Genomic DNA, 23,532 nt, shown 5'->3' with positions numbered 1-23,532 from the left:
AGGAATCCATAGGTTCAGGAGGCTACCCATGTACAAGGTCATGATTGTAGATGATGAGTCGTGGGCGATAAGAGGAATACAGAACGCCTTCGACTGGGAGAAATATGGCTTTGAAATTGCAGGACAATATACAAGCGCTTACAAAGCGTGGGAGGCCATACGCACACAGCAGCCGGACTTGGTGTTTACGGATATCCGGATGCCGGATATCTCCGGGCTGGAACTGATGAAGCGGGCCAAAGCTCAAGGGCTGAACATTGAGTTTGTCATCGTAAGCGGATATGGGGAATTTGAATACGCCCAGGAAGCGATACGCCACGGGGCGCTCGATTATTTCCTGAAGCCTCTGGATGTCGATATGGCGGATACATTCATTGCGAAGCTGGCCGCTCACTTCTCCCGGAGAAGCGCAACGCGCAATCACCTTCTTCTGGATGCGCTGACCTCGGGGGATGAGACCGAGATCAGGCGATTCCTGCCGCTTCCGGCCAGCATGGCTGTATGCTATTACCAAGTGTTTGCGGTCTATTTGCGGAGTGATATTAAGGGTATCAGGAAGCTGTTGTCTCCGGAGGGCAGGAACATAACTGCCGTGGAGGTTGAAGCCGGGTCCCGGAAGCTGCTGGTCGTGCGGATGGCTGAGCATCTGAGCAGCTTGGAGTGGACCCCGTATGAAGGGGTGCTGACAGAGACGGGAATCCAAAGTGTGGGCATCAGCAGCATCAGCAGCCAGCTTCAGCAGGTGAGCAAACTTATCAAAGAAGCTGACCTGTCCGCCTCGCATATTTTTCTGGAGCAGACTTCAGCAGCCGTTCACTATGAGCCGAAGCTTCATCTCATGAAACCTTGTATTGATGGACTCTATACCATCATTCACGGGAATTCGCTTGACGATATGGATGTGTACATTACAGGACTGCAGAAATACTTCAGGAACCATCTTCTGGGCATGGGTGAGGTGGTCTACTTATGGAATCAGGCTGTCGGGATGCTTATAAACACGTATGCTGAGGAACTGAGGGACATGGAGCTGGAATTCCTCAATTATTCCGAGATCAAGGAACGGTTCGAAGACTTTGCGTCTCTGTGCAGCTTCTTGCATGACGTCCTTACGGTCATCCGGCATGGCAGCAGCCGTTCCTTGCAGGAAGGGGATATCCTATCCTGCTTCAACCGGATGGTCGCCTATATCGACCGGAACTTTGAGCAGAAGTTGTATCTGAAGGATTTGTCTGTCCAGTTCTTCATTAATCAGGTGTATTGCTGCCAGTTGTTCAAGAACAATCTGGGCAGAACCTTCTCCGAATATGTGGCAGAGCTGAGGATCAGGAAAGCCCGGGAGCTGCTGAAGCATACGGACCTGTCCATTGAGCAAATTGCCGTTAAGTCGGGGTATGTGGATTATTATTATTTCAATAAAGTGTTCAAGAAGCATTGCGGGATGACGCCCACCAAATTCAGAAAAAGCTAATCGGATCGGAGCGGTAAGCCATGAAGACCAGTAAAGTGAAATTAAAACATCAGATATGGCTTATCTTTTTTTTCTCGATCGTTATATTTACCGTCATGGAGATCTATTTCTTCCATAGCTTCTCTAATTTAACCCAGAAGCGGGCTGCCACTTACGGCAACCAGATGATTGAACAGACCCGCCACAAGATTGATACGGTGTTCAATGATATCCGGGTCAGCACCGGAATTGCAGTCAACAGCAAGCTAATTCAGGAATTCTCCGTGGAGGTTGATGACTACAAAAGAGCGTTCGACAGCGGTCCGTATGCACTGGATCTTATGGAATACATGAGATCCTTCAATTCCTATGTGAACGGCATCATCATTAACGACATCAAGGGAAGGCGGCTGCACAGTCTGGACTCGGCAAGCGGCGATATTTTTTTCATCAACCCCTATGATACTTTTATTCAGAAATATAAGGATGACCCTATGCTGCGGGAGCAGGGGATGTTCACCACGATTCTGAAAGACGAACGGACAGGTACGGAACAGTTCTTCTATATCGCGCCGATTGTGGAGAATATTGGGGGAGTGTATTTCTCCCAGATTACAGGTTACTGCACCGTGATGGTCAATATGGACAAGATGCAGGGGCTGGTGGAAAATACAGAATTAACAGCCAATTCCACCTTGTACATACTGAATAACCGGGACGAAGTAATCGCCTCCACGAATTCTAATGCTCGCGGTACCTTGTTCAGGGATATGCTGTCTATGGATAAGGATATCCTGCTTAATGGTGTAAAAGAAACCATCGACGGGGAGGAGATTCTCGTTCAGGTCAAGGGTCTGGAGGAGGCTGACGGATGGCGGGTTGTTAGTATGATTCCGGTGCGTGAACTGACTGCGGACATGGCCCCGATGCGGAAGGTCAGTATTATCGTCGGCATTGGCATTATTCTAACCATGCTCTTAACCGGCAGCTTCTTCATGAACAATCTGATGCGCCCGCTGATGGGACTTGTGATGGATATGAAGAGGGTGGGGAGACGGGACATGGGCTTCCGTATTAAAGTCCGGTTCACCAATGAGGTGGGCTTGCTGGCCCGTGACATTAACCGGATGATGGATGAAATGGAGGAAATGGCCAGAGACATGTTTGGTACCCAGGCCAGACTCTATGAATCCGAGCTGAGCCAGAAGCAGGCGGAATTCTCTGCCCTGCAGAGCCAGATTAATCCCCATTTCCTCTATAATACGCTGAACTGTATCAGCAGCATCGGGCTGGAGTACGGAAGCAGAGAGATTGCGCAAATTACATTCTGTATGTCTAAAATCTTCCGGTACAGCATCAAGAAGGATAATCTTGTACAGATCAGGGAAGAAGTTGACTGTATTCAGGCTTATATGAAGATCATCTTAATCCGCTACGAGAATAAATTCTCCATGGAGCTTGATGTGGAGGAGAGGCTGCTATCTATGAAGACGCCCAAGATGATCCTCCAGCCTATTGTGGAGAATTCTGTCTACCACGGGCTGGAGCGGATGGACGAAGGCGGCCGGCTTCTGGTTACCGGAAGGATGGATGAGCATGGAGATGTGTGCTTCTGTATTACAGATACAGGGAAAGGAATGGAACCGGAAGTACTAGCCGCCCTCAAGGCCAAGCTGGACACGGATTCCCCGGAGCGCACGCCAGACGGCCAACCGGCAACAGGTATTGGGATCACCAATATTCATAACAGACTCCGGCTGCTGTTCGGAGAAGGTTACGGGATCACCATAGAAAGCCGGTTTGGGCATGGAACCACAGTGACCGTGAAGATTCCGCAGCTGGTTAATGACCGCATATCTTTAGAAGAGTAGCCTTTGAAAGAGTAACAGCAACTCAGAATATTATGAGATGAACGAAAGGGATATGAGCTATAACTACACCGATCCTGCGGACAGAATACCCGCGTCCGTAATTCGTAAGATTCGGCTGGATTCCCAAGGTTCCCCCTGGAGGACATCAGACAGATCTTTACCGGGAAGGGCAGATAGCCTGACTCGTACCATCAGGACCCATCTGTTATTCAGGATGTGTCCTTTTTTGATTGCATGGCTTCAGAAACTGGGAAGAGTATGGGCAAAGGTGTGGCAGCGCCTGTCGTCGCCGGAAATAGTTGGATTAACTACACTTGCTCATGAACGTAGGTGTCCTTCACAGGGAACAGTTGGAAAAATAGCACTTAATAGACGGCAAATCGAGCAGAGTAGAGGAAATCCCTGGAATTAAATGATGTTTATCCAACTAATTCTCTCAGATGCTGCAAACCGTCCAAATTAAGATACGTTTATCCAACTAATCATTTATTCCATATAAGAGGCACTAAAGAAATAAACAAAAAGCAAAAGAAGCGGAGCGGAAATTTGGAACTGTAGTAGCAGTAGCGACCGCCTGAAAGCTTTCCGCAGGAAAGCTAGCATCGGAAGCAGCAGCAGTCACCGGATTTCCACCGCGAAGAGCCGTATTAATCAAGGAATCTGGTGACAACAGCGGCCGGAAGTCCAAATGTTCACCGCAGTGACGACGAAGCTTCAAGTTCAATACTTAAGTGCCTCTTATATAACCTCAGATTCACCCTCCGGTTGATTTTATGGTTTCCTGCCACACTGAAGGCACTTTTTTCTAAAACGGTTACAAAAACCATTTAAGATAGTACATTTTTTAAAAGTTCTCCAGAAGGTAGAATGAGGACGCTAACCCGAAAAATCTAACCAAGAGGGAGATGAAAAAATGAAAGCGTTTTTATCTGTCAAAGGAGGGCTGCACATGCCTGGCAAAAAATCCAGAGTGCTGCTGCTGTGTCTCGCACTGCTGCTGATGCTGCCACAATGGGGCGGGGTGGCTGCTGCGGAAGAGTCAACGCCAGCTTCACCGGGGCCGGCCGCTGTACAAGGAGGGAATAACGTGTCCGATTTCTACAATGTTATTATGCAGACGGGAGCCGATCCCTGGGTATACCAGCATACGGACGGCTATTATTACAACGTATTCGTCAATGCCAGCGGGATCATGATCCGCAGGGCGAAGACCATCACCGGCATTGAAGCGGGTGAGCGGAGCCTGGCCTGGACACCGGTTAAGGGGACCCAGTATAGCTCCAATGTGTGGGCGCCGGAAATGCACTATCTCAAAGATACGGACGGAGCGTACAAATGGTATATCTACTTCGCGGCCGACAACGGAACCAACGCCAACCACCGTATGTACGTGCTGGAGAACGCCAGTGCAGATCCGCTGAGCGGAACCTGGGAGTTCAAAGGTAAAATCACCGATCCCACCGACCGCTGGGCGATCGACGGCACGGTGCTGACGGTGGGTGAGCAACACTATTTCATCTGGTCCGGCTGGGAAGATACGGACGGAAGCTTCCAGAATCTATACATCGCCCGGATGAGCGATCCGCGGACCATCAGCTCGCAGCGGGTACTGATATCTACGCCTGAACATGATTGGGAGACGTCCCCGGGCAGAATCAATGAAGGCCCGCAGATCACGATAAAGGGCGACACCATTAATCTGATCTATTCTGCCAACGGAAGCTGGACGGACAGCTACTGCCTCGGGCTGATTACCGCCAAGCTCAGTGATGATCCGCTGAATCCGGGCTCCTGGATTAAGCGCGATCAGCCGGTCTTCTCCAGTGCGAATGGCGTGTACGGCCCGGGCCACCACAGTATCGTCACCTCTCCAGACGGTACAGAGGACTGGATTATCTACCATACCGCCCGCTGGCCGGGCTCAGGCTGGACCCGCAATGTCCGTGCGCAGAAGTTCACCTGGAATGCAGACCATACGCCGAACCTGGGAGAACCCGCCAATCCAAACAGTCCGCTTGCAGTGCCTTCGGGTGAGCCGGTGCGGACGCGTTATGAAGCGGAAGCAGCTCTATTGGTGCAAGATCCGGCTGGTGAATCTTCCCCGGCTGTCCGTCGGGAAGCCTCCGCTTCCGGCGGGGTGAAAGTCGCCAACATCAGCAGCGCCAATGATTATGCCCAATTTACAGTAAACGCACCGGAGGCGGGATTTTATGTGCTGTCTGTGCGTAATGCCAATGGCTCACCGGGTGCGGGAGATGCCTCCCATATCCTGTCGGTCAACGGCGGATCCGGGGCCGCTATGAACATCGTCTATTCGGGTGATAACCGCTGGGGAGCCTCCACGGCGAAAGTCTATCTTCAGCAAGGCGACAACCTCCTCCGTTTCTCGAAAGGGAACAATGTGGCTGAGATCGACAGTATGGACGTATTCCGGCTTGATACGGCGGAGCTTCTATTTGAAGCTCCCGGGTTCACGCTAGGCTTGGGGGAAACCCGCAGCTTGCCACTGTATACGGTAACAGGCACTACCTATTCCGCTGTTAACACGGGAGTTGTCCTCAGCTCTTCGGATACGAAGGTGGCTGTTATTGACGGCGGGAATCAGATTAAGGCTGCCGGAGCAGGAAATGCCATCATTACCGCTTCATACAACGGGAAAATGGCCACAGCCACAGTTAATGTTGCTGCTGAATCTAGATCTGTACATTCCGTAGTCTTCAGCGGGTTGAAGCCCATTCTGACCAGCGGGCTGACCAGCTTACCCCTTCAGCTAACAGCACATTACAACAACTATGAAGTACAGAATGTGACACAGAATGCCCAGTATACCAGCAGCGATCCCGAAGTGGCCCGGATAGATTCTAATCCAGTCACCCGTTCAGTATACGCGGTTAAACCGGGTACAGCCCTCATTACAGCCGCATATAGCGGCAAGCAGGTTACCTTCCGCTTAAAGGTAATTGCAGCATCGGATGCGGTTCAAGTAACTTCAGTAGTGAGGACTCCTTCTGGAGTAAGCCCCACGCTGCCCGGCGTTGTGGATGTTGTCTACAACAACGAGCCGAAGCAGGCCGCTGTCGTCAGCCGGGAGCTGACAGGACTTGATTTCAGTTCGATTGGCACCGTTCAGGTGCCTGTTACCCTGAAGCTGGCCGGACGTGAGTTCTTCTCCACCGTTTCCGTAGAAGTTGTTCCGGGTTACGGTCTGGATGAGATTGTGAATCAGCTTCGCAGCAAGCTGGTCAATTTCTCCTATCCTTTGGGCGACGGGCTAGGTAACTATAGTCAATCCAAGTATAACGCCTTCGTGGCCGAAGTGGATCACGCGGAGGAACTGGCCGGGAACGCGGATTTAACCAAAGTGCAGTTTGACGGGGAGCTTAATAAGCTTGCTGAAGCAGAAGCGGCCCTGTTAGCTTCGCTTAACACTACACAGGATGGTGTGTTCTATAACGCTTACCGGGATTTCTCCGGCGACACGGCGGGCAAATACCCTTACGGCATTGTCAGCGAAGCTCTCACTGGCGGTGCTGCCGCCACTGTGCAGGAGGAAGGCGGGAATAAATTCCTGCGGCTGACAACTGCAGCTACAGCGGGTAAGGTCAATCTGTTCCTGCCGTATATAGGTGAAGTCAAGGCCGGTACGAATCAGCGCATCGTCATCGAATACCGCGTCAGATTAAACAGCAGCTTCCAGTACGCCAATGGAGCCATGGTGAGAAACGACAGCGGTACCAGCAATTATTCCATGGTCACGGCGTTTGATACGGGTAAAATCATCGTGCAGAACGGAGCCTCTACTAAGGTTAAGGTTAAAGACTCCAGTCTGAGCACATGGTACAAAATCAAAATGGTGGCTAACTGGGATGCCAAGACTTATACCGTCTATATTAACGATGCTCCGGTTCCGGTTGCCACGGACTTCAGCTTCCGCCATACCGGCGGCAGCAAGCTGACCGGCCAGCTGTTCGGCATCGACGGCTACGCTAATGCCTCCATCGACTTCGACGATTTTAAAGTCAGGGTTACCGGAGATTAACCAATAATGGGGTGAGCTGAAGTGATCCGATATTCAAAACGTTTGTTTGCAATGATGATCACAATCGTACTTTTGGCCGGGGTGATGCCCGCCTATGCTGCCAATACTCCGCTTTCAGAGGACGGAGGAATGCTATCTGAAGCGGGGAAGGCCGGCGATTTCCCATTAGCGGCTAACGGAACGGCCGCGGCCCTCTGGGTTGACGCCGGGGAGAAAGCTCCGGTCAGACGCGTGGTGAATGACTTGAAGGAGGATATCAAGCGGGTCACCCGTCTGGACGCCCATGTGAATAGCGGGGCCGCCTTGCCCCAGGGCCCCGTCGTGATCGTGGGCACACTGGCTGACAGTGCTCAGATCCAGGCGCTTATTACCGAGGGGAAGATCAGCGCAGCTGAAGTAAGCACAATTAAAAACAAATGGGAAGCCTACCTGATCAAGGTGGTAGACGGCCATACGCTGGTCATCGCCGGATCGGATTCCCGCGGAGCCATCTTTGGCGTATACGAGCTCTCGGAACGGTTGGGGGTAGACCCGTGGTATTTTTTCGCGGACACTGCAATCCAAACCAAGGATGAGGTATATATAGCAGCCAATACTTCGGTTACTGACATGCCGGATGTGCAGTACCGGGGCGTATTCCTCAATGATGAGGAAAAGCTCAGCCGCTGGGCCAAAGAGGTCATCCAAGACCCGGACACGATGGGGCCGCAGACGTATGCCAGAATTTTCGAGCTCATTTTGCGGCTGAAGGGCAATTACCTCTGGGCGGCCATGCATGTCAATTCAATCAACAATGTTCCGGGCAATATGGAGCTGGTGCAGGAATACGGCATCGTGCTCGGCTCCAGTCATCCCGATATGCTGCTGCGGACGAACACCCACGAGTGGGATGAGTGGAAAAAGAGCTATGCTGCCCGGAAGGGGGTTAACCCCGACACGATCCAGTACGATTACACCGTGAGCAAGGAGGCCGTGCTTCAGTACTGGCGGGAAAATATTGAACGCCATCAGGACACCGAGGCGCAGTGGACGCTAGGGATGAGGGGAATCCATGACGAGGCTTTCAATGTAAAGAATCTCATGGAGCCTGCTTTTAATTACCTGGGCGGTGATCTGGAAGAGCGCAAAGCTGCCCTTATGAATGAGATCATCCGGGAACAGCAGAAGCTGCTTCGGGAGATACTGGGCCAGGATAAATACGAGAATGCCTTCCAGGCGTTTATCCCTTACAAGGAAGTTCTGCCTATCTATAATCATCCCAGATTTGATCTGCCGGGGAATGTGACCGTGATCTGGTGCGATGATAATCACGGAATCATGCGGAGTGTTCCGGAGGCCGAAGAACGTGCGCGCGATGGCGGACACGGTCTATACTATCATGTCTCTTACTGGGCACCTGTTGACCAGAGCTATCTATGGCTCAATTCAATCCCTCTGGCCTTGATCGGCGAGGAGCTCAGCAAGTCGTGGGATCATCAGATCCGCAAGTCCTGGATCCTCAATGTGGGCGATATCAAGCCGCAGGAGGCTGAGATGACCTTCTTCATCCGTTACGGGTGGGACACAGAGAAGTACAAGAACCGCGCAGATCAATTTCTTAAGGACTGGGCTTCCGAACATTTTGGCAGTGCGTACAGTGACGAGACCGCTGATATTTTGGGCGCCTTCTACCAGCACACCAATGTCCGCAAGCTTGAGCATATGAAGGTGGGCCTGTTCAACCAGACGGACTATGGAGATGAGAGCTCCAGTCGCATGGCCGTATATCAGGACTTGTTCAACCGTACCGCCGCTATATACAATGCGTTGCCTGAGGCGCAGAAGCTGAGCTTCTATGAACTGGTGCAATCCAAAATAAACTGGGCCTATTACGTCAACAAAGCCTACTATTATGCGGATCGAAGTAATCTCGCTTCCGATCAGGGCAGGATGGCTTCCGCTGATACGTTCCTCAAGCTCTCTCAGGAGGCCGATCTGGCAAAAAAAGACGAGATTGCGCGCTATAGTTCGATGGCAGAGGGCAAATGGAAGGGATTCATCGATCCCGAGATTGCGCCCCCTCCGGTCATTAATCAGCTTCCGCCCGGCACACCGGCGCTGGTGCTGGGCGACCCGTCCATGGGGGTGGTCGTGCAGGGTGAGGTAATGCCGCAGGCGGACTCCGCTCTGGTCTTCTCCCCATACAACCAGGATGGCAAGTTCGTTCTAGTCTTCAACAAAGGAGCCGGCAGCATCAGCTGGACGGCCGCCGCAGATCAGCCTTGGATACAGCTATCTGCTGCGGCAGGAACCGTAAACGACGAGACCCGGATCTGGGTGACCGTGGATCAGATGGAAGCCCACCAGGGCGCAACCGCAGCAATTACGATTACCGATACTGCCGCAGGCACGAATAAGACCATTCAGGTGGTCATTGAGAATCCGGCAGTGCCCCTGTCCGCCATCCAGGGCTACGCGGAGGCTGACGGCTATGTCTCGATCGAAGCCGAGCATTACAGCCGCTTGAATCCAAAGGGCGGTAAGACCTGGAAGATCGCCCCTGATCTGGGGCGTGCTTTTGGCGGTGATGTCGTGCGTGCCTCTGCTCCTGACCTGAGTGCCGTAGAGGAGAGTGCAATTCTCTCATCTGCTCCCAGCCTGGAGTATGACATTAATCTGACCTCATCAGGCCAGTTCCCGCTGGAAATCTACCGGATTCCCACGCTGAATTCCAAGGGGAAGGTACGCTTTGCAGTATCTGTAGATAACGAAGCCCCAATGGTTGTGGAATCGGCCGCCGCCGATGAGGGGCAGGGCACCATCTGGGTCAGCAACATCTTCCATATGATCGAGAAGCATGTGGTGAGTTTGCCCGCTCTGTCAGAGGGACAACACACTATCAAGCTGTGGATGGTAGATAACTTTATTATGGTTGACAAAATGGTGCTCTACACCTGTCCGGAGGGTATTATTCCAACCGAGCTGGGTCCTGACGAGAGTTACCACCACGAATACAACACATCCTTCAGCTCCGGCAATGATCTTCTTCCTTGGACCCTGGCGGCAGCGCAGCCGAAGAATATCCCGGCCGGCTGGGGCGGGGGAGCTTTTGTAGAAGCGGATGGAAAGGTGGGCATTGAAGCCGAATACGCCATGGAGCATCTGCTTGAATCCGAAGATCAGATTACCGCGGATATGAAGGCGTACACCGTCTCAAAGCGGGATAAGGCCCAGGCGGCAGGGAAGATTCCCAATGCCTGGCGTCTGACTCAATCAGACACCGGTATGGCCATGCGCCTTCCCGATCTGGGCGGACAATGGTCAGCGAATGCAGAATTCCCTGTATATAGTCCGGAATTGACGTACACCATCCATTTCAGCAACACGGGTACGTACAATGTCTGGGTCCGCTGGCGGTATGTTGATAACGCTTCCGACTCCATCCGCGGCGGGCTGGACGGCACGCTTGGCAACTTCCCGGCAGATGTATTCTTCAGCAATAATCTGGATGAGAAGTGGCACTGGAAAAACGTGGGTAAGGTTACCGCCGCCACAGCGGGCGAACATGACTTCAGCCTGTGGATGCGCGAGGACGGTCTGTATATCGACCGTATCTACCTGACGAAGAGCGGCGAGACGCCGACCGACACCCTCTGGACGCCCTCCCTCCGTACGGAGAGTACTGTAGGGCAGAGACTCCAGACCGCTGTGAACGCGAAGCGCACCGCAATGTCAGGGATCTCTTATCCCTTAGGTGACGCTCCCGGTCATTACAGTCAGGAGGCATACGCCTCCTTAATGAGCGCGCTTGCGGCGGCGGATGCCTTGGCCATGAGCGGTACAGCTTCGCAGCAGCAAGCGGATGAAGCCCTGAATGCCATTACTGCCGCTGAGACAGCGCTGGATAACTCTCTCCTCCTTACAGGGGGGGGCGTGACCTATAATGTATACCGGGATTTCTCGGTTGATACGGCGGGCAAATATCCTTACGGCTTTAACGTAGAGGGGATGACTAATGGTGCTACGGCCACTGTGCAGGAGGAGGATGGGAATAAATTCCTGCGGCTGACCACAGCTTCTGCTTCCGGCAAGGCTGACCTGTTCCTGCCATATACAGGTGAGGTCAAGGCTGCTGCGAATCAGCGTATCGTTATCGAATACCGTGCCAGAGTCAACAGCAGCTTCCCGTACGCCAATGGCGCCATGGTGAGAAATGACAGCGGGAGCAGCAATTACTCTATGGTCACGGCGTTTGATACGGGTAAAATTGTTGTGCAGAATGGAGCCTCCAGCAAGGTTAAGGTGAAAGACTTCAACCTTAACACCTGGTATAAAATTAAAATGGTGGCTAACTGGAACGCCAAGACTTATACCGTCTATATTAACGATGCTGCGGCTCCGGTGGCCACAGACTTCAGCTTTCGCCATACCGGCGGCAGCAAGCTGACCGGCCAGCGCTTCGGTATCGACGGCTACGCCAATGCCTCTATCGATTTCGACGACTTTAAGGTTTACATTACTAACATTAACACTACTAATGCCCGGCCGGAATCGAAGGATCAACCAATTGAAGCGGCGGGAGTCATGGAGGGATAGATATGTCAACTCCGTTATATGAGAAATTCGAGCCTTTACGAAATGCTAAGCTTGTTCTGGGATATCTGACATCCATGGTAGATGAAAAGGAAGATAACCTTCCGTACTGGCTGGTGCTGCCTCATAAAAAACCAGCTGAAGCCGCTCATTGCCGGGTGGATGATGCCGAGCTGGTCGGATCATGGTATGAAGCCATTGACGCCGTCCGCAAAATGCTGAAAACGGAAGAGGGAGCAGAGGTTCAGTCCTCCTTTTACCGCCATCTCATGAAGTCCTGGGGAGAGCACGGGCTTCGCTTTCATGAGCCATACCCCTGGACCCATACGAATCACAGCTCATTTCATGAAATGGGCTATATTCTTCCGGCGCTGAACCGGATGGTGGAGAACAATCCTCTGGACCCGGAGCCGGATAAGAGGGCGTCCGAGCTTGTAAGAGGGCTCCGCTCCCTGGTCATCGAAAGAAAGGTCCGTACCTTCTGGTCAGGCGATTATGAGGAAAAGGAGCCGGTGTACGAATTCCCAAATGACGTGTATTTGAAAGACGGCGGGTTCGATCTGTCCCGGCATACCGGGCGGGGGGAGCAGGCAATCCGCAATGCTATTATTCTTCACTCCCTGGTGCGCAGATATGAGATCGCCGGAGACGGGGGGGCGCTTGATCTGGCGGTCGGCATTGCCAACCACCTCTTAGGACCTTCACGGTATTTTAATTACAAAATGGAGTTTTTCGGCCATGTCCATTCCGCGGGCTGGGTGGCCTCGGGTCTGGTCCGTCTTGGACGTATCACAGGGACCGGGCAGTATATTGCCGCAGGCAAAGGGATATATGATTATATCCGTTCCCTGTCCTCCTCCTTCGGCTGGGTGCCCGAATATGCCCAGTGGCATCCCCAGCATGAAGAGCACTGTGAAACCTGCTGCATCAAGGATATGATTGAATGCGCCAATGAATTGATTCTGGCCGGGTACGAGGAATACTGGGGTGATATGACCCTGTTTGCACGGAACCAGCTGGTGGAGAACCAGGTCAAGGTATCTTCCTATGTAGTGACAGACAATACCCTGCCTGACGGGGAGGGAGTCACCTACAGGGAGATTGACAAGAGAATGATTGGCGGCTTCACCGGCGGTTCCCTCGTTAACTCCATCTCATTGTCCAAATTCCGCTCTATTGCGGGCTGCTGCGTCGGCATGGCTCCGGTGGCACTGGAGATCGTATGGAATCGGGCCGTGGAATTCTGTGATGGGAGAGTACTCGTCAATATCCCCGTGGATAAGGAGACGGAGGAATCGACGGTAAGCATGAATTACCCCGATACAGGCTATATTTCCATCAGGCCCAAGATGCGCTGTGATGTAGCGGTACGGGTGTACGACTGGATGGGGCAGGACCTAAGCACGAAGATTAATGGAGTAGAATGCGCAGCCTCAAGGGAGGGTAATCTGGCGGTATTCCGCAATGTAGCTGCGGGAGATATTGTCGAGCTGGAGCATCCTGTCGAAACGGCGGTGGTCCAAGAAACGGTGCGGGGCGAAGAGTATTCGGTATCCTGGAGAGGCTGTGACGTCATCGATATGCTTCCGCGCGGAGAGCACTTGAGACTGTACCAGCGGGATTTACAGCTACCGAAAACCTATCCGTCTGCTGTAGATGTTCACTTCACCGGAGCCGCCAATTATGGTCCTACCCAGCAGGCGCAGGACAAAAAGTAACGGCAGCCACAGACACAAGTTTACAAAGTTACAAACAGAAGCCACAGCCGGCAAAAGCAATGTCCCGGTTGTGGCTTTTTTGTTCCGTTTCATTGCAGAGGAGTTGAATGCCTTTCTTGCATTTAATGCAGGTGAAATGTGTCACAATTGTTAATTATATGGGTTATTATGGTAAAATAATATAGGTTTAGGGGATTTTTTATGCAAAATAATTGACCGTAGGAAGAACGAGGTCTATAATCTGGTATATAATGGAATGTAAAGGAGTGAAATAGAAATTGCTACAACTGGATGGGATGGATTCAGATTCTTTAACAAATATGATTAAAGTCTCGTTTTCATGGGAAAACTGGGCAGCAATCATCGAAATTTCAGACAAGCTCTTTGAACTCGCGGCCATTACATATGACTCCACACAGCAACATAGCGCCAACAGCAAAAACGGAAAAAGACACATAGCCTATTACTTTGGTTACAGTTCGTGCATGAAAGGGATTGCTTATCAGAAATTAGGTGATTATTCTGAGTCAAGGAAATGCATCAGCCGGTATGCAGACTTGAGCTGGATTAAAGAATTAAATGAAGAGGGGCTTGCAGAGGTCGAATACTATAAGAATATTGCTGTAGCAAACACCTACGTTCTGGATCTGCTTGAAGGAAAAACGAATGTTCTGTCTGACTATGTGGAATTTATCCTCAAGAGTGATAAAGAAGAACTTCTGGCAGGCTTAATCACAGTGTTAGAATCCGCAATTAAATATAATTACCCTATCGATTGGGTGCTTGAAGAATTTAAGGAGCAAGTCGAAGAAATAGGCAGCAAAGAGAAACGTGAAGATGTAAGGTACTATATAGATTACATCTATTTACAATCCATTTATTTATATAAGAGGGAAAAAATTGTCGATGCCATAAACCTAATATTGGATAATTTGATATTAAGTGATAATCTTGAAGACGGGACAGGCTTTAGGAAGACGACTGCATTTTATGAACTCGTCAGGCCCCATGCTTCAACCTCACAACTAGAGAGACACCGCAGGATCATGCAAAATATCTTAGAGAGGGAGTTTTTAAAAGATGAAAAGAACATGCTTGTTATTAACAGTCGCATTGTTGATTAGTTCTGTCGTAATCTCAACTTCCGCAAGTGCAGCAGATAGTAGCAGTCCAAATGTAAATACGGCATCTAACCTTATTACCATTAATAATCACGGGGCAGGACACTGATCTGAGCTTTGTCAAAAGAAATAACTTAAACGAGAAAACCCGCGCCGAGCGCGGGTTTTTCTGCGTTTAAGGGAACAAATATCTCATATAAGCTAAACATGCTGAGCTGATGAACGTAGAGGAAATCCGACTGATTATTTGCTGTAGAACCAGGACTGGCTCATCCTACTCCTTAACGGCACCAAGCACGATACCCTTGACGAAAAAGCGCTGGAGAAAAGGATAGACCAGCAGGATGGGCAGCATGGCGATGAAAATCTGCGCGGATTTGACGCTCCGGTTGGAGAGCGTTTGCAGATCCTCGAAGCGGATACCGGTCTTGCTGAAATCCTGCACAACGACGATGGTCTGCAGCAGCGTGGCGAGGGGCCAGCGGTCGGGCGAGGTCATGTAGAGCATGCCGTCAAACCAGGCATTCCAATGGCCCACAAGGGTGAACAGGGACAGGGTGGCGATGGCCGGAAGCGACACGGGAAGATAAATCCTGGACATAATCTGGAAGGAGGTTGCACCGTCCATAATCGCGGCTTCATCCAAGTCGCGCGGCAATGCCCGGAAGAAATTCATCATCAGGATGATATTCCAGACATTGACCAGGCCCGGGAGGATGAAGATCCAGAAGGAGTTGATCAGGTTGATCTTCTCCATCAGGATATAATGCGGGACGAGCCCGGCGTCGAAGATCATAATAATCAGAAAGAACCATACATAGAAGCTGCGTCCGCGGAATTCCTTGGAATTCCGCGAGAGGGGGAAGGCGGCCAGCACCGTTACGCACATGGCCAGTATCGTGCCGACAGCGCTGCGCAGCACTGAGATTTTAAGTGCCGACAGGAAATTACTATTCTCGAAGGTACGCAGATATCCATCCAGCGAGAAATCCACGGGGATCAGTCCGACCAGGTTGGAATCTGCTGCCGATTTACCGCTGAGGGACACCGCAAAGATATGGAGCAGCGGCAGCACGCAGACCACGGATATCAGCACAAGAAAAGCGATATTGAACAGATAGAATATGCGGTAGGTCGGGTTTTTATGGTACATGAGGCCTTTCCTCCTTCAAATTGACAAGCATGTCAGAAAATCCGGTAATTTGCCCACTTGTAGGCTGAATAGTAGCCTCCACCGATCATGATAAAGCCGATCACCGACTTGAACAGGCCGACGGCGGTGGACAAGCTATATTGGCCTTCCTGGAAAGAACGGTAGACATACGTATCGATAATATCGCCCTTGTCCAGCACCAGGGAATTGATCAGATTATAGATCTGGTCGAAGTTGGCGTTCAGCATGTTGCCCAGCGATAGGGTGAAGACCACAACGATGATCGGCAGCATCGAGGGGAGCGTGATGTAGAGAGTCTGCTTCATGCGGCCCGCCCCGTCAATCTCCGCCGCTTCGTAGAGCGCGGGATTGATGCCGGACAGCGAGGCCAGGAAGACGATGGCGCTGAAGCCGAATTCCTTCCACAAGTCGCTCAGAATGACAGTGAAGCGGAACCAGTTCCCTTCACTGAGGAACATCACGGGCTGCATGTGGAAGAAGCTGAGCAGCTGGTTCACAATCCCTTCCAGGGACAAGAGATCAAGGAGAATGCCGCCCAGAATCACCCATGACATGAAATGGGGCAGATAGACCAGGGTTTGAACCGAACGCTTAAGCCCCGTCTGGCGGATTTCGTTGAGCAGAAGGGCGAATATCACCGGAACTACGAGCCCGAAGGCGATTTTGAGACAGGAGATAATCAGTGTGTTGAGAATGACCTGCCGGGAATCATGCATCGAGAAAATCAGCTCGAAATTGCTCCAGCCCACCCACGAAGAGCCGGAAATCCCCTTCCAGGGCTTGAAGTCCTGAAAAGCAATGATGATGCCCGGCATTGGGGCATATTTGAATATCAGCGCGATGATGACGGCTGGCACCAGCATAAGATGCAGCCTCCATGTGGCGGCAAACTGCCTGGCTATTGTGCCGGTTCCGGGATTGGCCTTGGGAGCGGCATTGGCCGCCATATCTGTGCCTGGCTTCATACGGGTCTCCTCCTAAATGTCCGCCGCTTGCGGATTCTACAACCATATTAGGCTTGACAATCCTGAACTGTACAGATATAGATATTTAAGGTAACTGTCAATTTGTTAAGGGGGTGCTGCCATGCGGAGATACCGGCCGGTATTTGTCAAAATCACTGCTGTTATTTTTATGCTGATTTTGCCAATGGCTCTGCTCTATACGTATTTCAGTGAGAAGAGTCTTGAAGTCATCGATGGACAGATTACAGATAACAACGAAAGCCGCTTGTTTTTCCTGAAAAATCAGATTGAGTCGAACATCGACCGCTTGTCCTTATCCTCCAGTGTGCTGACGAGAGATTCCTCCATTACGGATTTGCAGCTCAATTTGCTTACCGAGGATTATTATCAGACGCTATACTACCAGACACAGGTCAAGGAAAAGCTGCAGCTGCAGAGTCTTTCCAGCAACTGGCGCAACGATCTGTCCGTCTATTTGCCGGAGAGCCGGCGACGTATATCCACCAATCCGGGCGACACGTTCGACATGAAGGAGATGAAGCTGTCTCCCGCGGGTGTATGGAGGCTGCATCCGGGCACCGGTGCGGTGAATCCGTATTATCAGATGTTCGTCTGGGACCCTTATCTTTCGCAGGAGCAGAACCAGGAGCCCGTTGCTGTATTCGAGGTACGGTTCACGGTCGACAACATCCGGCGGATGCTGGGTGACTACAAGCAGGATAATCCGGGCAAAGCCTTTCTGCTCACGGCTTACGGTACAGCTTACGGTGCCGTATCGGCAGACGATGCGGCCGCAAGGGAAACCGGGCGCCGGCTGCTCAAAGATCCGCTGGAGGAATCCGGACACCGGAGCCTGGAAATCGGCGGGGAGGATACTTTTATCAGCTATGCGTATCTCTCTTCCCTGGATGCCTATCTGGTGGATTATGTCCCGCTTGATGTTATTCACGCACCGGTTGTGCAGAGCCGCAGAATGTTCTATCTCAGCTTTGTTGTCTTGGCCCTGCTGGCGCTTATTGCCTCTTATCTGTTGTACCAGCATGTGCAGAAGCCGGTGTCAGAGGTGGTCAAAGGCTTGCGGAGCTTTGAGCGGGGCAATTATTCCTTTCGCATAAGAAAGCGCTTTAATAACGAATTTGACTACATGCGCCTGCGGTTCAATGAGATGGCCGAGCAGACCCAGCATTTGATCAACGATGTCTATGAGGAGCAGAACCGTTCAAGGCTCGCAACACTGAAGCAGCTGCAGTCCCAGATTCATCCCCACTTTCTGTACAATTGCCTCTCCTTCATCGCCGCCTGTGCCAAGGCAGGGGAAACGGAAACGATCCGGGAGATGGTCTATCATCTGGGTGATTATTACCGCTATACGACACGGGTGGAGAACCAGCGTCCGCTCCTGGAGGAAGAGGTACAACAGGCCAGGAACTATCTGCATATCTACGCCTTCAGACTGGAGCGTCTGGATTTCGGGCTGAATATTCCGATGGAAATGCTGGCTGAGCCGGTCCCCCGGTTGTTTCTGCAGCCTGTAGTGGAGAATGCAATTATCCATGGTGTGGAGCCGCAGCCGGGAGCGGGAACGATACAGGTCACAGGTGTACAAGAAGGGGAGTATAATCTGCTGCAGGTTGAGGACAGCGGGGCGGGCATGACGGAGGAGCAGATCGCCGGCTATATGAAAGAGCTGGCGCTGCCCATGAATGAGCAGACAGGCTGCGGCCTGTGGAATGTCAATCAGCGTCTGAAGCAGCAGTACGGTCCGGGGTCCGGCATCAGGCTGGACGCCTCGCCGGGTCTCGGCGGTTTACGGGTCACCCTGCGCTGGAAAAGGGAACATGAAGGAGGACAGCCAAGTGAAAATGCAGCTGATGCTCGTAGATGACGAGCCGATGATTCTTAAGAGCATGGTCCAGAATGACTGGGCTTCCGCCGGTGTGGAGCATGTGTATCAGGCAGCATCCGGTCTGGAGGCGGCAGAGCTGCTGAAGCATCATCCGGTCGATATTGTGGTCACGGATATCCGCATGCCCGGAATGGATGGTTTGGCCTTATGCAAGCATGTGCATGAGCATTATCCAAGAACCCGCTGTGTGCTGCTGTCAGGCTTCGGCGAATTTGAATACGCCCGGCAGGCGATTGAGCACCGGACGGTAGGCTATCTGCTGAAGCCGGTCAAGGATGAAGAGCTGCTGGCCGAGGTGAAGCGGGTTGCCGCCGGCCTCCGCACGGAATGGGAGCAGATTGCTTCCCAGGAACGGGCGCGGCGGACCTTGCACCAGCATATGCCGATGCTGCGGTCGGGATTTCTGAATAATCTGCTGTCAGGCCAGCTGCCGGAGAATGGAGCGTTAGCCGAGCGGTTGAAGGAGTACCAGCTACCCTTCCATGCGGAGGATTCGCTGCTGCTGGTGATGGTGCGGCCCGAGAAGGTATTCGGCAGCGGAGAAGAACCGGATGCTCTGCTGTTTGAATATGCGGTACGGAATATTGCTGCAGAGATTCTGGAGCCGGACTGTGATGTCTGGCATTGCCGTGATGCGTATGGCTATCTCATCTTTGCGCTGCGCAGCCGGGAGCAACCGCAGGAGATGGGCGAAATGGATGTGAAAGCTCTGCATACACATGCGCATGAACTGCAGCTGAAGGTGTCCGGACTGCTCAAAGGACAGGTCTCACTCTTGCTGAGTGAGCCGCTGCAATTTCCCGGGGAGCTGGCACAGGTCTACCGCAAATCACTGAATGAATTCCGGAAAATCCCGCGCAGTGAGCAGGAATTCCTGGCTCTTGCAGGCGGCAACCGGACGGTTGACCGCACCTTGACCTCACTCTATGCGCCGCCGGCATTCCTGCGGCTGATGGAGGGAGGGCGGTGGGAGGAGGTACGCAGCAAGCTGTCCGCCATTGTCCGCGAAATGGAGGAGAAGCGGCTCGATTCCGAAGAGCATCTGGCCGAGCTGTACCATACGCTGGTGAGCGCTTTCCTGGCCATTGCCCATCAGCAGGGAAAGACCCTGATGGAGGCGACAGCCGGGAAGGGAGAGCTTGGTGAACCAGCCCGGATTATGCGTAGTGCCGCCACCATTGCGGACTGGGCGGAGGGGATATTGTCCTGTCTTGCGCAGTCGGAGAATGCGGAATACAACGATCACAAGCGCCAGCTGCTGGCGAGAATCCACCGCTTCATCGAAGAGAATCTTGCCCGGGATGTCTCCCTGCAGAGCATTGCCGACCACGTGAAGCTCCATGCGGTATATCTGTCCTCCATGTACAAGCTGGAGACGGGCGAGAATCTGAGTGATTACATTATGCGTTACCGGATGGAGCAGGCGGCGGTGCTGCTGCGCTCTACGGAGATCCGGATTTATGAGCTGGCCGCCCGGCTGGGCTTCCAGAATCCTCCGTATTTCAGCAAGCTGTTCAAGAACTATTACGGGATTACGCCGCAGGAATACCGGGAACGCCTGCTGTAACAATGCTTAAGAATTTACCATATCACCTTAAATCTTTCTCTCTTACTCCCGTGAAAGCGTTGTAATAAGATGAATGCGTCAGAGATTACAGGAACACAGGGAGGCTCTTGCATGAAGAGGACAAAAAAAAGGTTCGCGCTGCTGCTGTCGGCAACGCTGCTGCTGTCGCTGCTCACAGCCTGTTCACCGAACAGCAGCAACGGGGCTGCCGGCACAGCGCCGCCGTCATCCGCCCAGCCGTCTGCGCCTGCGGAGGCGGAGGGAGACGCTGCCCGGATTGAAGGGATCAGGGACGGGACATACCGCTTCGAAACTCCGGTCACCATCACTACCGTTACAGCCACGGATTCCAGCTTCAAGTACAAAAACGGAGAGACACTGAGCGACAATGTGCATACCCGTTGGGCGAAGGAGCAGCTGGGGATTGATATCCAGCATCTGTGGGAGGTGCCCGGCGAGCAGTTCGCCACCAAGATGCGGCTGATGCTGACAGCCAAGCAGGAGCTGCCGGATGTCGTCACAACGATGGATATCGGACTGATGAATGAGCTGATCGAATCCGGAGCCTACAAGGATGTTTCAGCGGATTTCGACAAGTATGCCTCGGACCGTGTGAAGGAGATCTTCAGCTCCCACCCGCTGATCTGGAGCCAGGTTACCTTCCAGGGTAAGCATATGGGCCTGCCTTACTTTGCCAACGCCGGGAACGATAATGCTGTCATGTGGGTCCGCCAGGACTGGCTGGACGAACTGGGGATGCAGGCACCGTCGACCTTTGAGGAGCTGGAGGCCTTCATGCAGGCGCTGCTAGATAAGAAGCCGGGCAATACGGATTCTATCATTCCGCTTGGCGTGAGTCTTGGCTCGGGCGGCGGCCACCCGAATCCGCTGGCAGGCTGGCTCGGGGAGAGCACCTGGATCTTCGGGCCGTTCGGAACCGTTCCTTACCAGTGGAACCAGGGCGCGGACGGTAAGCTGGTGCATGGTTCGACCGTACCGGAGATGAAGAAGGGCCTTGAGGTAATGCGGAACTGGTACCAGAAGGGCTATATCTCCAAGGAGGCCGGGCTGCACGATGAGAACAAGCTCGCTGAGCTGATCGGCCAGGGACGGGTAGGGGTTGTGGTGGCTCCGTATTGGATGGGCAGCTGGCCGGTTCCTGACCTGCAGAAGAACGTACCGGGAGCAACGATGAAGCCCTACCCCATCCCCACTGAGAATGGCAAGGCGGGAGCGCGGGATACCACGTTCCTGAAGGGAGGGATGCTCGTAAGGGAAGGCTTTGAGCATACCGACGCTCTGTTCCTGTATCTCAACCGTCTGTTCGCCGGAGTGGACAAAGAACCAGGCAGCGAATTCGAGCACGGCTGGGCGGAAGACTATGACTATACCCTTAAGGCGGACGGAACGGTCTCCACGGTTAGCGAGGATATCCCCGGAGGCTCGGTAGGGGTCTACAAATACTTCCTGTATGAGCCGAAGGACCCGTTCAGTGTGCTGCAGCAATCCGCAGACAAGGGGGATTTGCTGGAACAGGGAAATCTTACAGAGGCTGAAGCTGCGGCTCTTGGCAATCCCGATATTCTGAAGGCGGCGCAGATCGTCGTCGATGGATGGGCCAAGGACAGCTACTGGGCGCCCAAGTTCCTTGGCGCCAGTACACCGGCGATGCAGTCCAAGGGAGGCATCACAACGAAGCTCGAAGGAGAGGCGATCATGGCGATCATCTACGGCCGCAAGCCGCTGGAGGATTTCGATACATTCGTCAAGGAATGGTATAGCATTGGCGGAGAGCAGATGACGAAGGAAGCCAATGAATGGTTTGACAGCACGAAGTGACGGGGGAACACAGCAGGAATCATCAGGATTAAAACTGCCGGCTGCATCTGCCGGAGGCTAGCCGGAAGGAGGAGGGGAAACGGACGGGAAGCCGGGATCATCCTCCTCCTTTTTGCTGCCTGGTGAATATGCAATGTATACCTGTTAAGGAAGGTGGGAGAATGCGGTGAAATGGACAAAAAGCAGAGCCGCCGCAGCTTTAGGTGTCCCGCTGTGTCTGGCCGTTGTCCTGCTGTTAAGCGGAGGCGGAGTCCCGGAAAGGCTCGTTGGGCCTGAGGGAAAGGAGAATGCTTCCACCAAGGCTCAACTGGGCATAACGGAGCGGATGGCAGCGGCCGAGGTGGCAAGGATCAACGGGCATGCAGTGACGGCGGCGGAACTGAAGTATGCGATGGGACTCCAGCGCACGCAGGTGATTGAATACTTCCGGGATACTTACCATCAGGCGTATGAAGAGAACTTCTGGGAGCTGGAGATTGACGGGGTGAATCCGCTGGAGCTGCTCAAGCGTGAGGCGCTTACGTCCTGGACACGAAGCCGGATTCTGCTGGAGATGGGGTATGAAGGAGGGCTTGTTGACAGCACGGACTTTGACGGGTTGCTCTCTGAGATGGAACGCGAGAACAAACGGCGGGCTCAGGCAGCGGCTGCCGGGATAGCGGTGTTTGGTCCGGCCGAGCTGGATGAAGGCAGCTTCATCCCTTACTATCTGAGCAATCTGGAGGTTGCGCTTCGGGAGAGGATGACAGTGCCTGGGGAACACGGACGGGATGCTGAACCGGCAAGGGAGGATCAAGTTAGCAGCATTCCTGAGGAACAGGAGCTTACGTTTACCCGCATTTCCATAGCATACCGGAGCAAAGGGCAAGGTGTAGCGGATAACAAGCCGGGAACACAACAGCTTCTGTCTGAGGTGCGTCAGTTGCTTCTTGAGGGCAGAAGCCCGGAAGAGGCGGTTTCAGAACCGAGAAATGATAACGCTTCCTTTCCTGACTTGACTCTAAGCAGTGAAAGTCTGGACAGCGCAAACGCCAGAGTGTATTTCCGCGAGCAGGGCCAGCTGTACGCCTGGCTGACCGGTGAGCGGGAGCCCGGCGAGATCAGCCCGGTCATGGATGAAGGCTTCACAGGGGAATGGGTAATGGCGGTGCTTGGCGATGTAAAACCGCAGAAGCCAGAAACAGCAGCGGAGGAGCGGAACAAGAAAGCGGCGGCGGAGACAGGCTTCGGGCGGGAACTGGAGCTGCGAATCCGTTCCGCCCGGATTGAGCTAACGGAGCCGGGATATTCCGGCTTGCAAATGCAGTAGC

13 protein-coding genes are annotated in these 23,532 nt (G+C 52.8%); 10 read left to right on the top strand and 3 right to left on the bottom strand.

What is annotated here, in order from left to right; all coding sequences use genetic code 11:
* Positions 1-28: 28 nt before the first annotated feature.
* Together MHI42_RS01725 and MHI42_RS01720 are read left to right on the top strand one after the other, a co-directional pair.
* On the top strand, positions 29-1,471 hold the full coding sequence (locus MHI42_RS01725) for a response regulator (protein WP_342422522.1): 1,443 nt from the start codon (positions 29-31) through the stop codon (positions 1,469-1,471).
* Between the two features lie 20 nt (positions 1,472-1,491).
* Positions 1,492-3,321 carry a histidine kinase gene (locus MHI42_RS01720; RefSeq protein ID WP_342422521.1) on the top strand — a complete coding sequence of 610 codons (1,830 nt, stop codon included), beginning with the start codon at positions 1,492-1,494 and terminating at the stop codon, positions 3,319-3,321.
* 505 nt (positions 3,322-3,826) lie between these two features.
* Here the strand turns inward: MHI42_RS01720 and MHI42_RS01715 are convergent.
* Positions 3,827-4,045: a hypothetical protein gene (locus MHI42_RS01715; RefSeq protein ID WP_342422520.1), complete on the bottom strand. Its 219-nt coding sequence runs from the start codon at positions 4,043-4,045 to the stop codon at positions 3,827-3,829.
* Between the two features lie 225 nt (positions 4,046-4,270).
* Between MHI42_RS01715 and MHI42_RS01710 the strand changes: the two genes are divergently transcribed.
* The 4 genes from MHI42_RS01710 (at position 4,271) to MHI42_RS01695 (ending at position 14,774) form a co-directional block, all read left to right on the top strand.
* Positions 4,271-7,360, top strand: coding sequence for a family 43 glycosylhydrolase (locus tag MHI42_RS01710; RefSeq protein WP_342422519.1), 3,090 nt, complete (start codon positions 4,271-4,273; stop codon positions 7,358-7,360).
* Positions 7,361-7,411: 51 nt separating this feature from the next.
* A complete protein-coding gene (locus tag MHI42_RS01705) occupies positions 7,412-11,935 on the top strand; it encodes a glycosyl hydrolase 115 family protein (protein WP_342422518.1) in 4,524 nt (1,507 codons plus the stop codon).
* Positions 11,936-11,937: 2 nt separating this feature from the next.
* Entirely contained in the window at positions 11,938-13,650 is a 1,713-nt protein-coding gene (locus MHI42_RS01700) for a hypothetical protein (protein WP_342422517.1), read from the top strand.
* A gap of 320 nt (positions 13,651-13,970) precedes the next feature.
* Complete coding sequence (locus MHI42_RS01695; RefSeq protein ID WP_342422516.1) at positions 13,971-14,774, top strand: DNA-binding protein; 804 nt, start codon at positions 13,971-13,973, stop codon at positions 14,772-14,774.
* A gap of 271 nt (positions 14,775-15,045) precedes the next feature.
* On the opposite strand, the gene MHI42_RS01690 is transcribed toward MHI42_RS01695, so the two are convergent.
* On the bottom strand, positions 15,046-15,924 hold the full coding sequence (locus MHI42_RS01690) for a carbohydrate ABC transporter permease (protein WP_171715811.1): 879 nt from the start codon (positions 15,922-15,924) through the stop codon (positions 15,046-15,048).
* A gap of 32 nt (positions 15,925-15,956) precedes the next feature.
* On the bottom strand, positions 15,957-16,808 hold the full coding sequence (locus tag MHI42_RS01685) for an ABC transporter permease subunit (RefSeq protein ID WP_342424669.1): 852 nt from the start codon (positions 16,806-16,808) through the stop codon (positions 15,957-15,959).
* 223 nt (positions 16,809-17,031) lie between these two features.
* Here MHI42_RS01685 and MHI42_RS01680 point away from each other — a divergent pair, with 223 nt between their 5' ends.
* From MHI42_RS01680 to MHI42_RS01665, 4 genes are all read left to right on the top strand, one after another.
* Positions 17,032-18,795 carry a histidine kinase gene (locus tag MHI42_RS01680; protein WP_342422515.1) on the top strand — a complete coding sequence of 588 codons (1,764 nt, stop codon included), beginning with the start codon at positions 17,032-17,034 and terminating at the stop codon, positions 18,793-18,795.
* The gene (locus MHI42_RS01675) at positions 18,773-20,383 is read left to right on the top strand and encodes a response regulator (protein ID WP_342424668.1); all 1,611 of its coding nucleotides are present in this window, start codon (positions 18,773-18,775) and stop codon (positions 20,381-20,383) included. The genes MHI42_RS01680 and MHI42_RS01675 overlap by 23 nt, the downstream gene beginning before the upstream one ends.
* Positions 20,384-20,494: 111 nt before the next feature.
* Positions 20,495-22,222 (top strand): extracellular solute-binding protein, encoded by a 1,728-nt coding sequence (locus MHI42_RS01670; RefSeq protein ID WP_342422514.1) that lies wholly within the window; start codon positions 20,495-20,497, stop codon positions 22,220-22,222.
* Positions 22,223-22,388: 166 nt separating this feature from the next.
* Complete coding sequence (locus MHI42_RS01665) at positions 22,389-23,531, top strand: hypothetical protein (protein ID WP_342422513.1); 1,143 nt, start codon at positions 22,389-22,391, stop codon at positions 23,529-23,531.
* The last annotated feature ends 1 nt before the right edge of the window (position 23,532 follow it).

This window comes from Paenibacillus sp. FSL E2-0178 (genome assembly GCF_038593005.1).
GTDB lineage: Bacteria > Bacillota > Bacilli > Paenibacillales > Paenibacillaceae > Paenibacillus_AQ > Paenibacillus_AQ phytohabitans.
The sequence above is the reverse complement of the archived record's forward strand: the minus strand, read 5'-3'. Positions and strand labels throughout refer to the sequence as shown.

Coding starts and splice junctions, on each gene's coding strand:
- MHI42_RS01725 (WP_342422522.1), top strand. CDS start 29: ATGTACAAGGTCATGATTGTAGATGATGAGTCGTGGGCGATAAGAGGA.
- MHI42_RS01720 (WP_342422521.1), top strand. CDS start 1,492: ATGAAGACCAGTAAAGTGAAATTAAAACATCAGATATGGCTTATCTTT.
- MHI42_RS01710 (WP_342422519.1), top strand. CDS start 4,271: ATGCCTGGCAAAAAATCCAGAGTGCTGCTGCTGTGTCTCGCACTGCTG.
- MHI42_RS01705 (WP_342422518.1), top strand. CDS start 7,412: ATGATGATCACAATCGTACTTTTGGCCGGGGTGATGCCCGCCTATGCT.
- MHI42_RS01700 (WP_342422517.1), top strand. CDS start 11,938: ATGTCAACTCCGTTATATGAGAAATTCGAGCCTTTACGAAATGCTAAG.
- MHI42_RS01695 (WP_342422516.1), top strand. CDS start 13,971: ATGATTAAAGTCTCGTTTTCATGGGAAAACTGGGCAGCAATCATCGAA.
- MHI42_RS01690 (WP_171715811.1), bottom strand. CDS start 15,924: ATGTACCATAAAAACCCGACCTACCGCATATTCTATCTGTTCAATATC.
- MHI42_RS01685 (WP_342424669.1), bottom strand. CDS start 16,808: ATGCTGGTGCCAGCCGTCATCATCGCGCTGATATTCAAATATGCCCCA.
- MHI42_RS01680 (WP_342422515.1), top strand. CDS start 17,032: ATGCGGAGATACCGGCCGGTATTTGTCAAAATCACTGCTGTTATTTTT.
- MHI42_RS01675 (WP_342424668.1), top strand. CDS start 18,773: ATGCAGCTGATGCTCGTAGATGACGAGCCGATGATTCTTAAGAGCATG.
- MHI42_RS01670 (WP_342422514.1), top strand. CDS start 20,495: ATGAAGAGGACAAAAAAAAGGTTCGCGCTGCTGCTGTCGGCAACGCTG.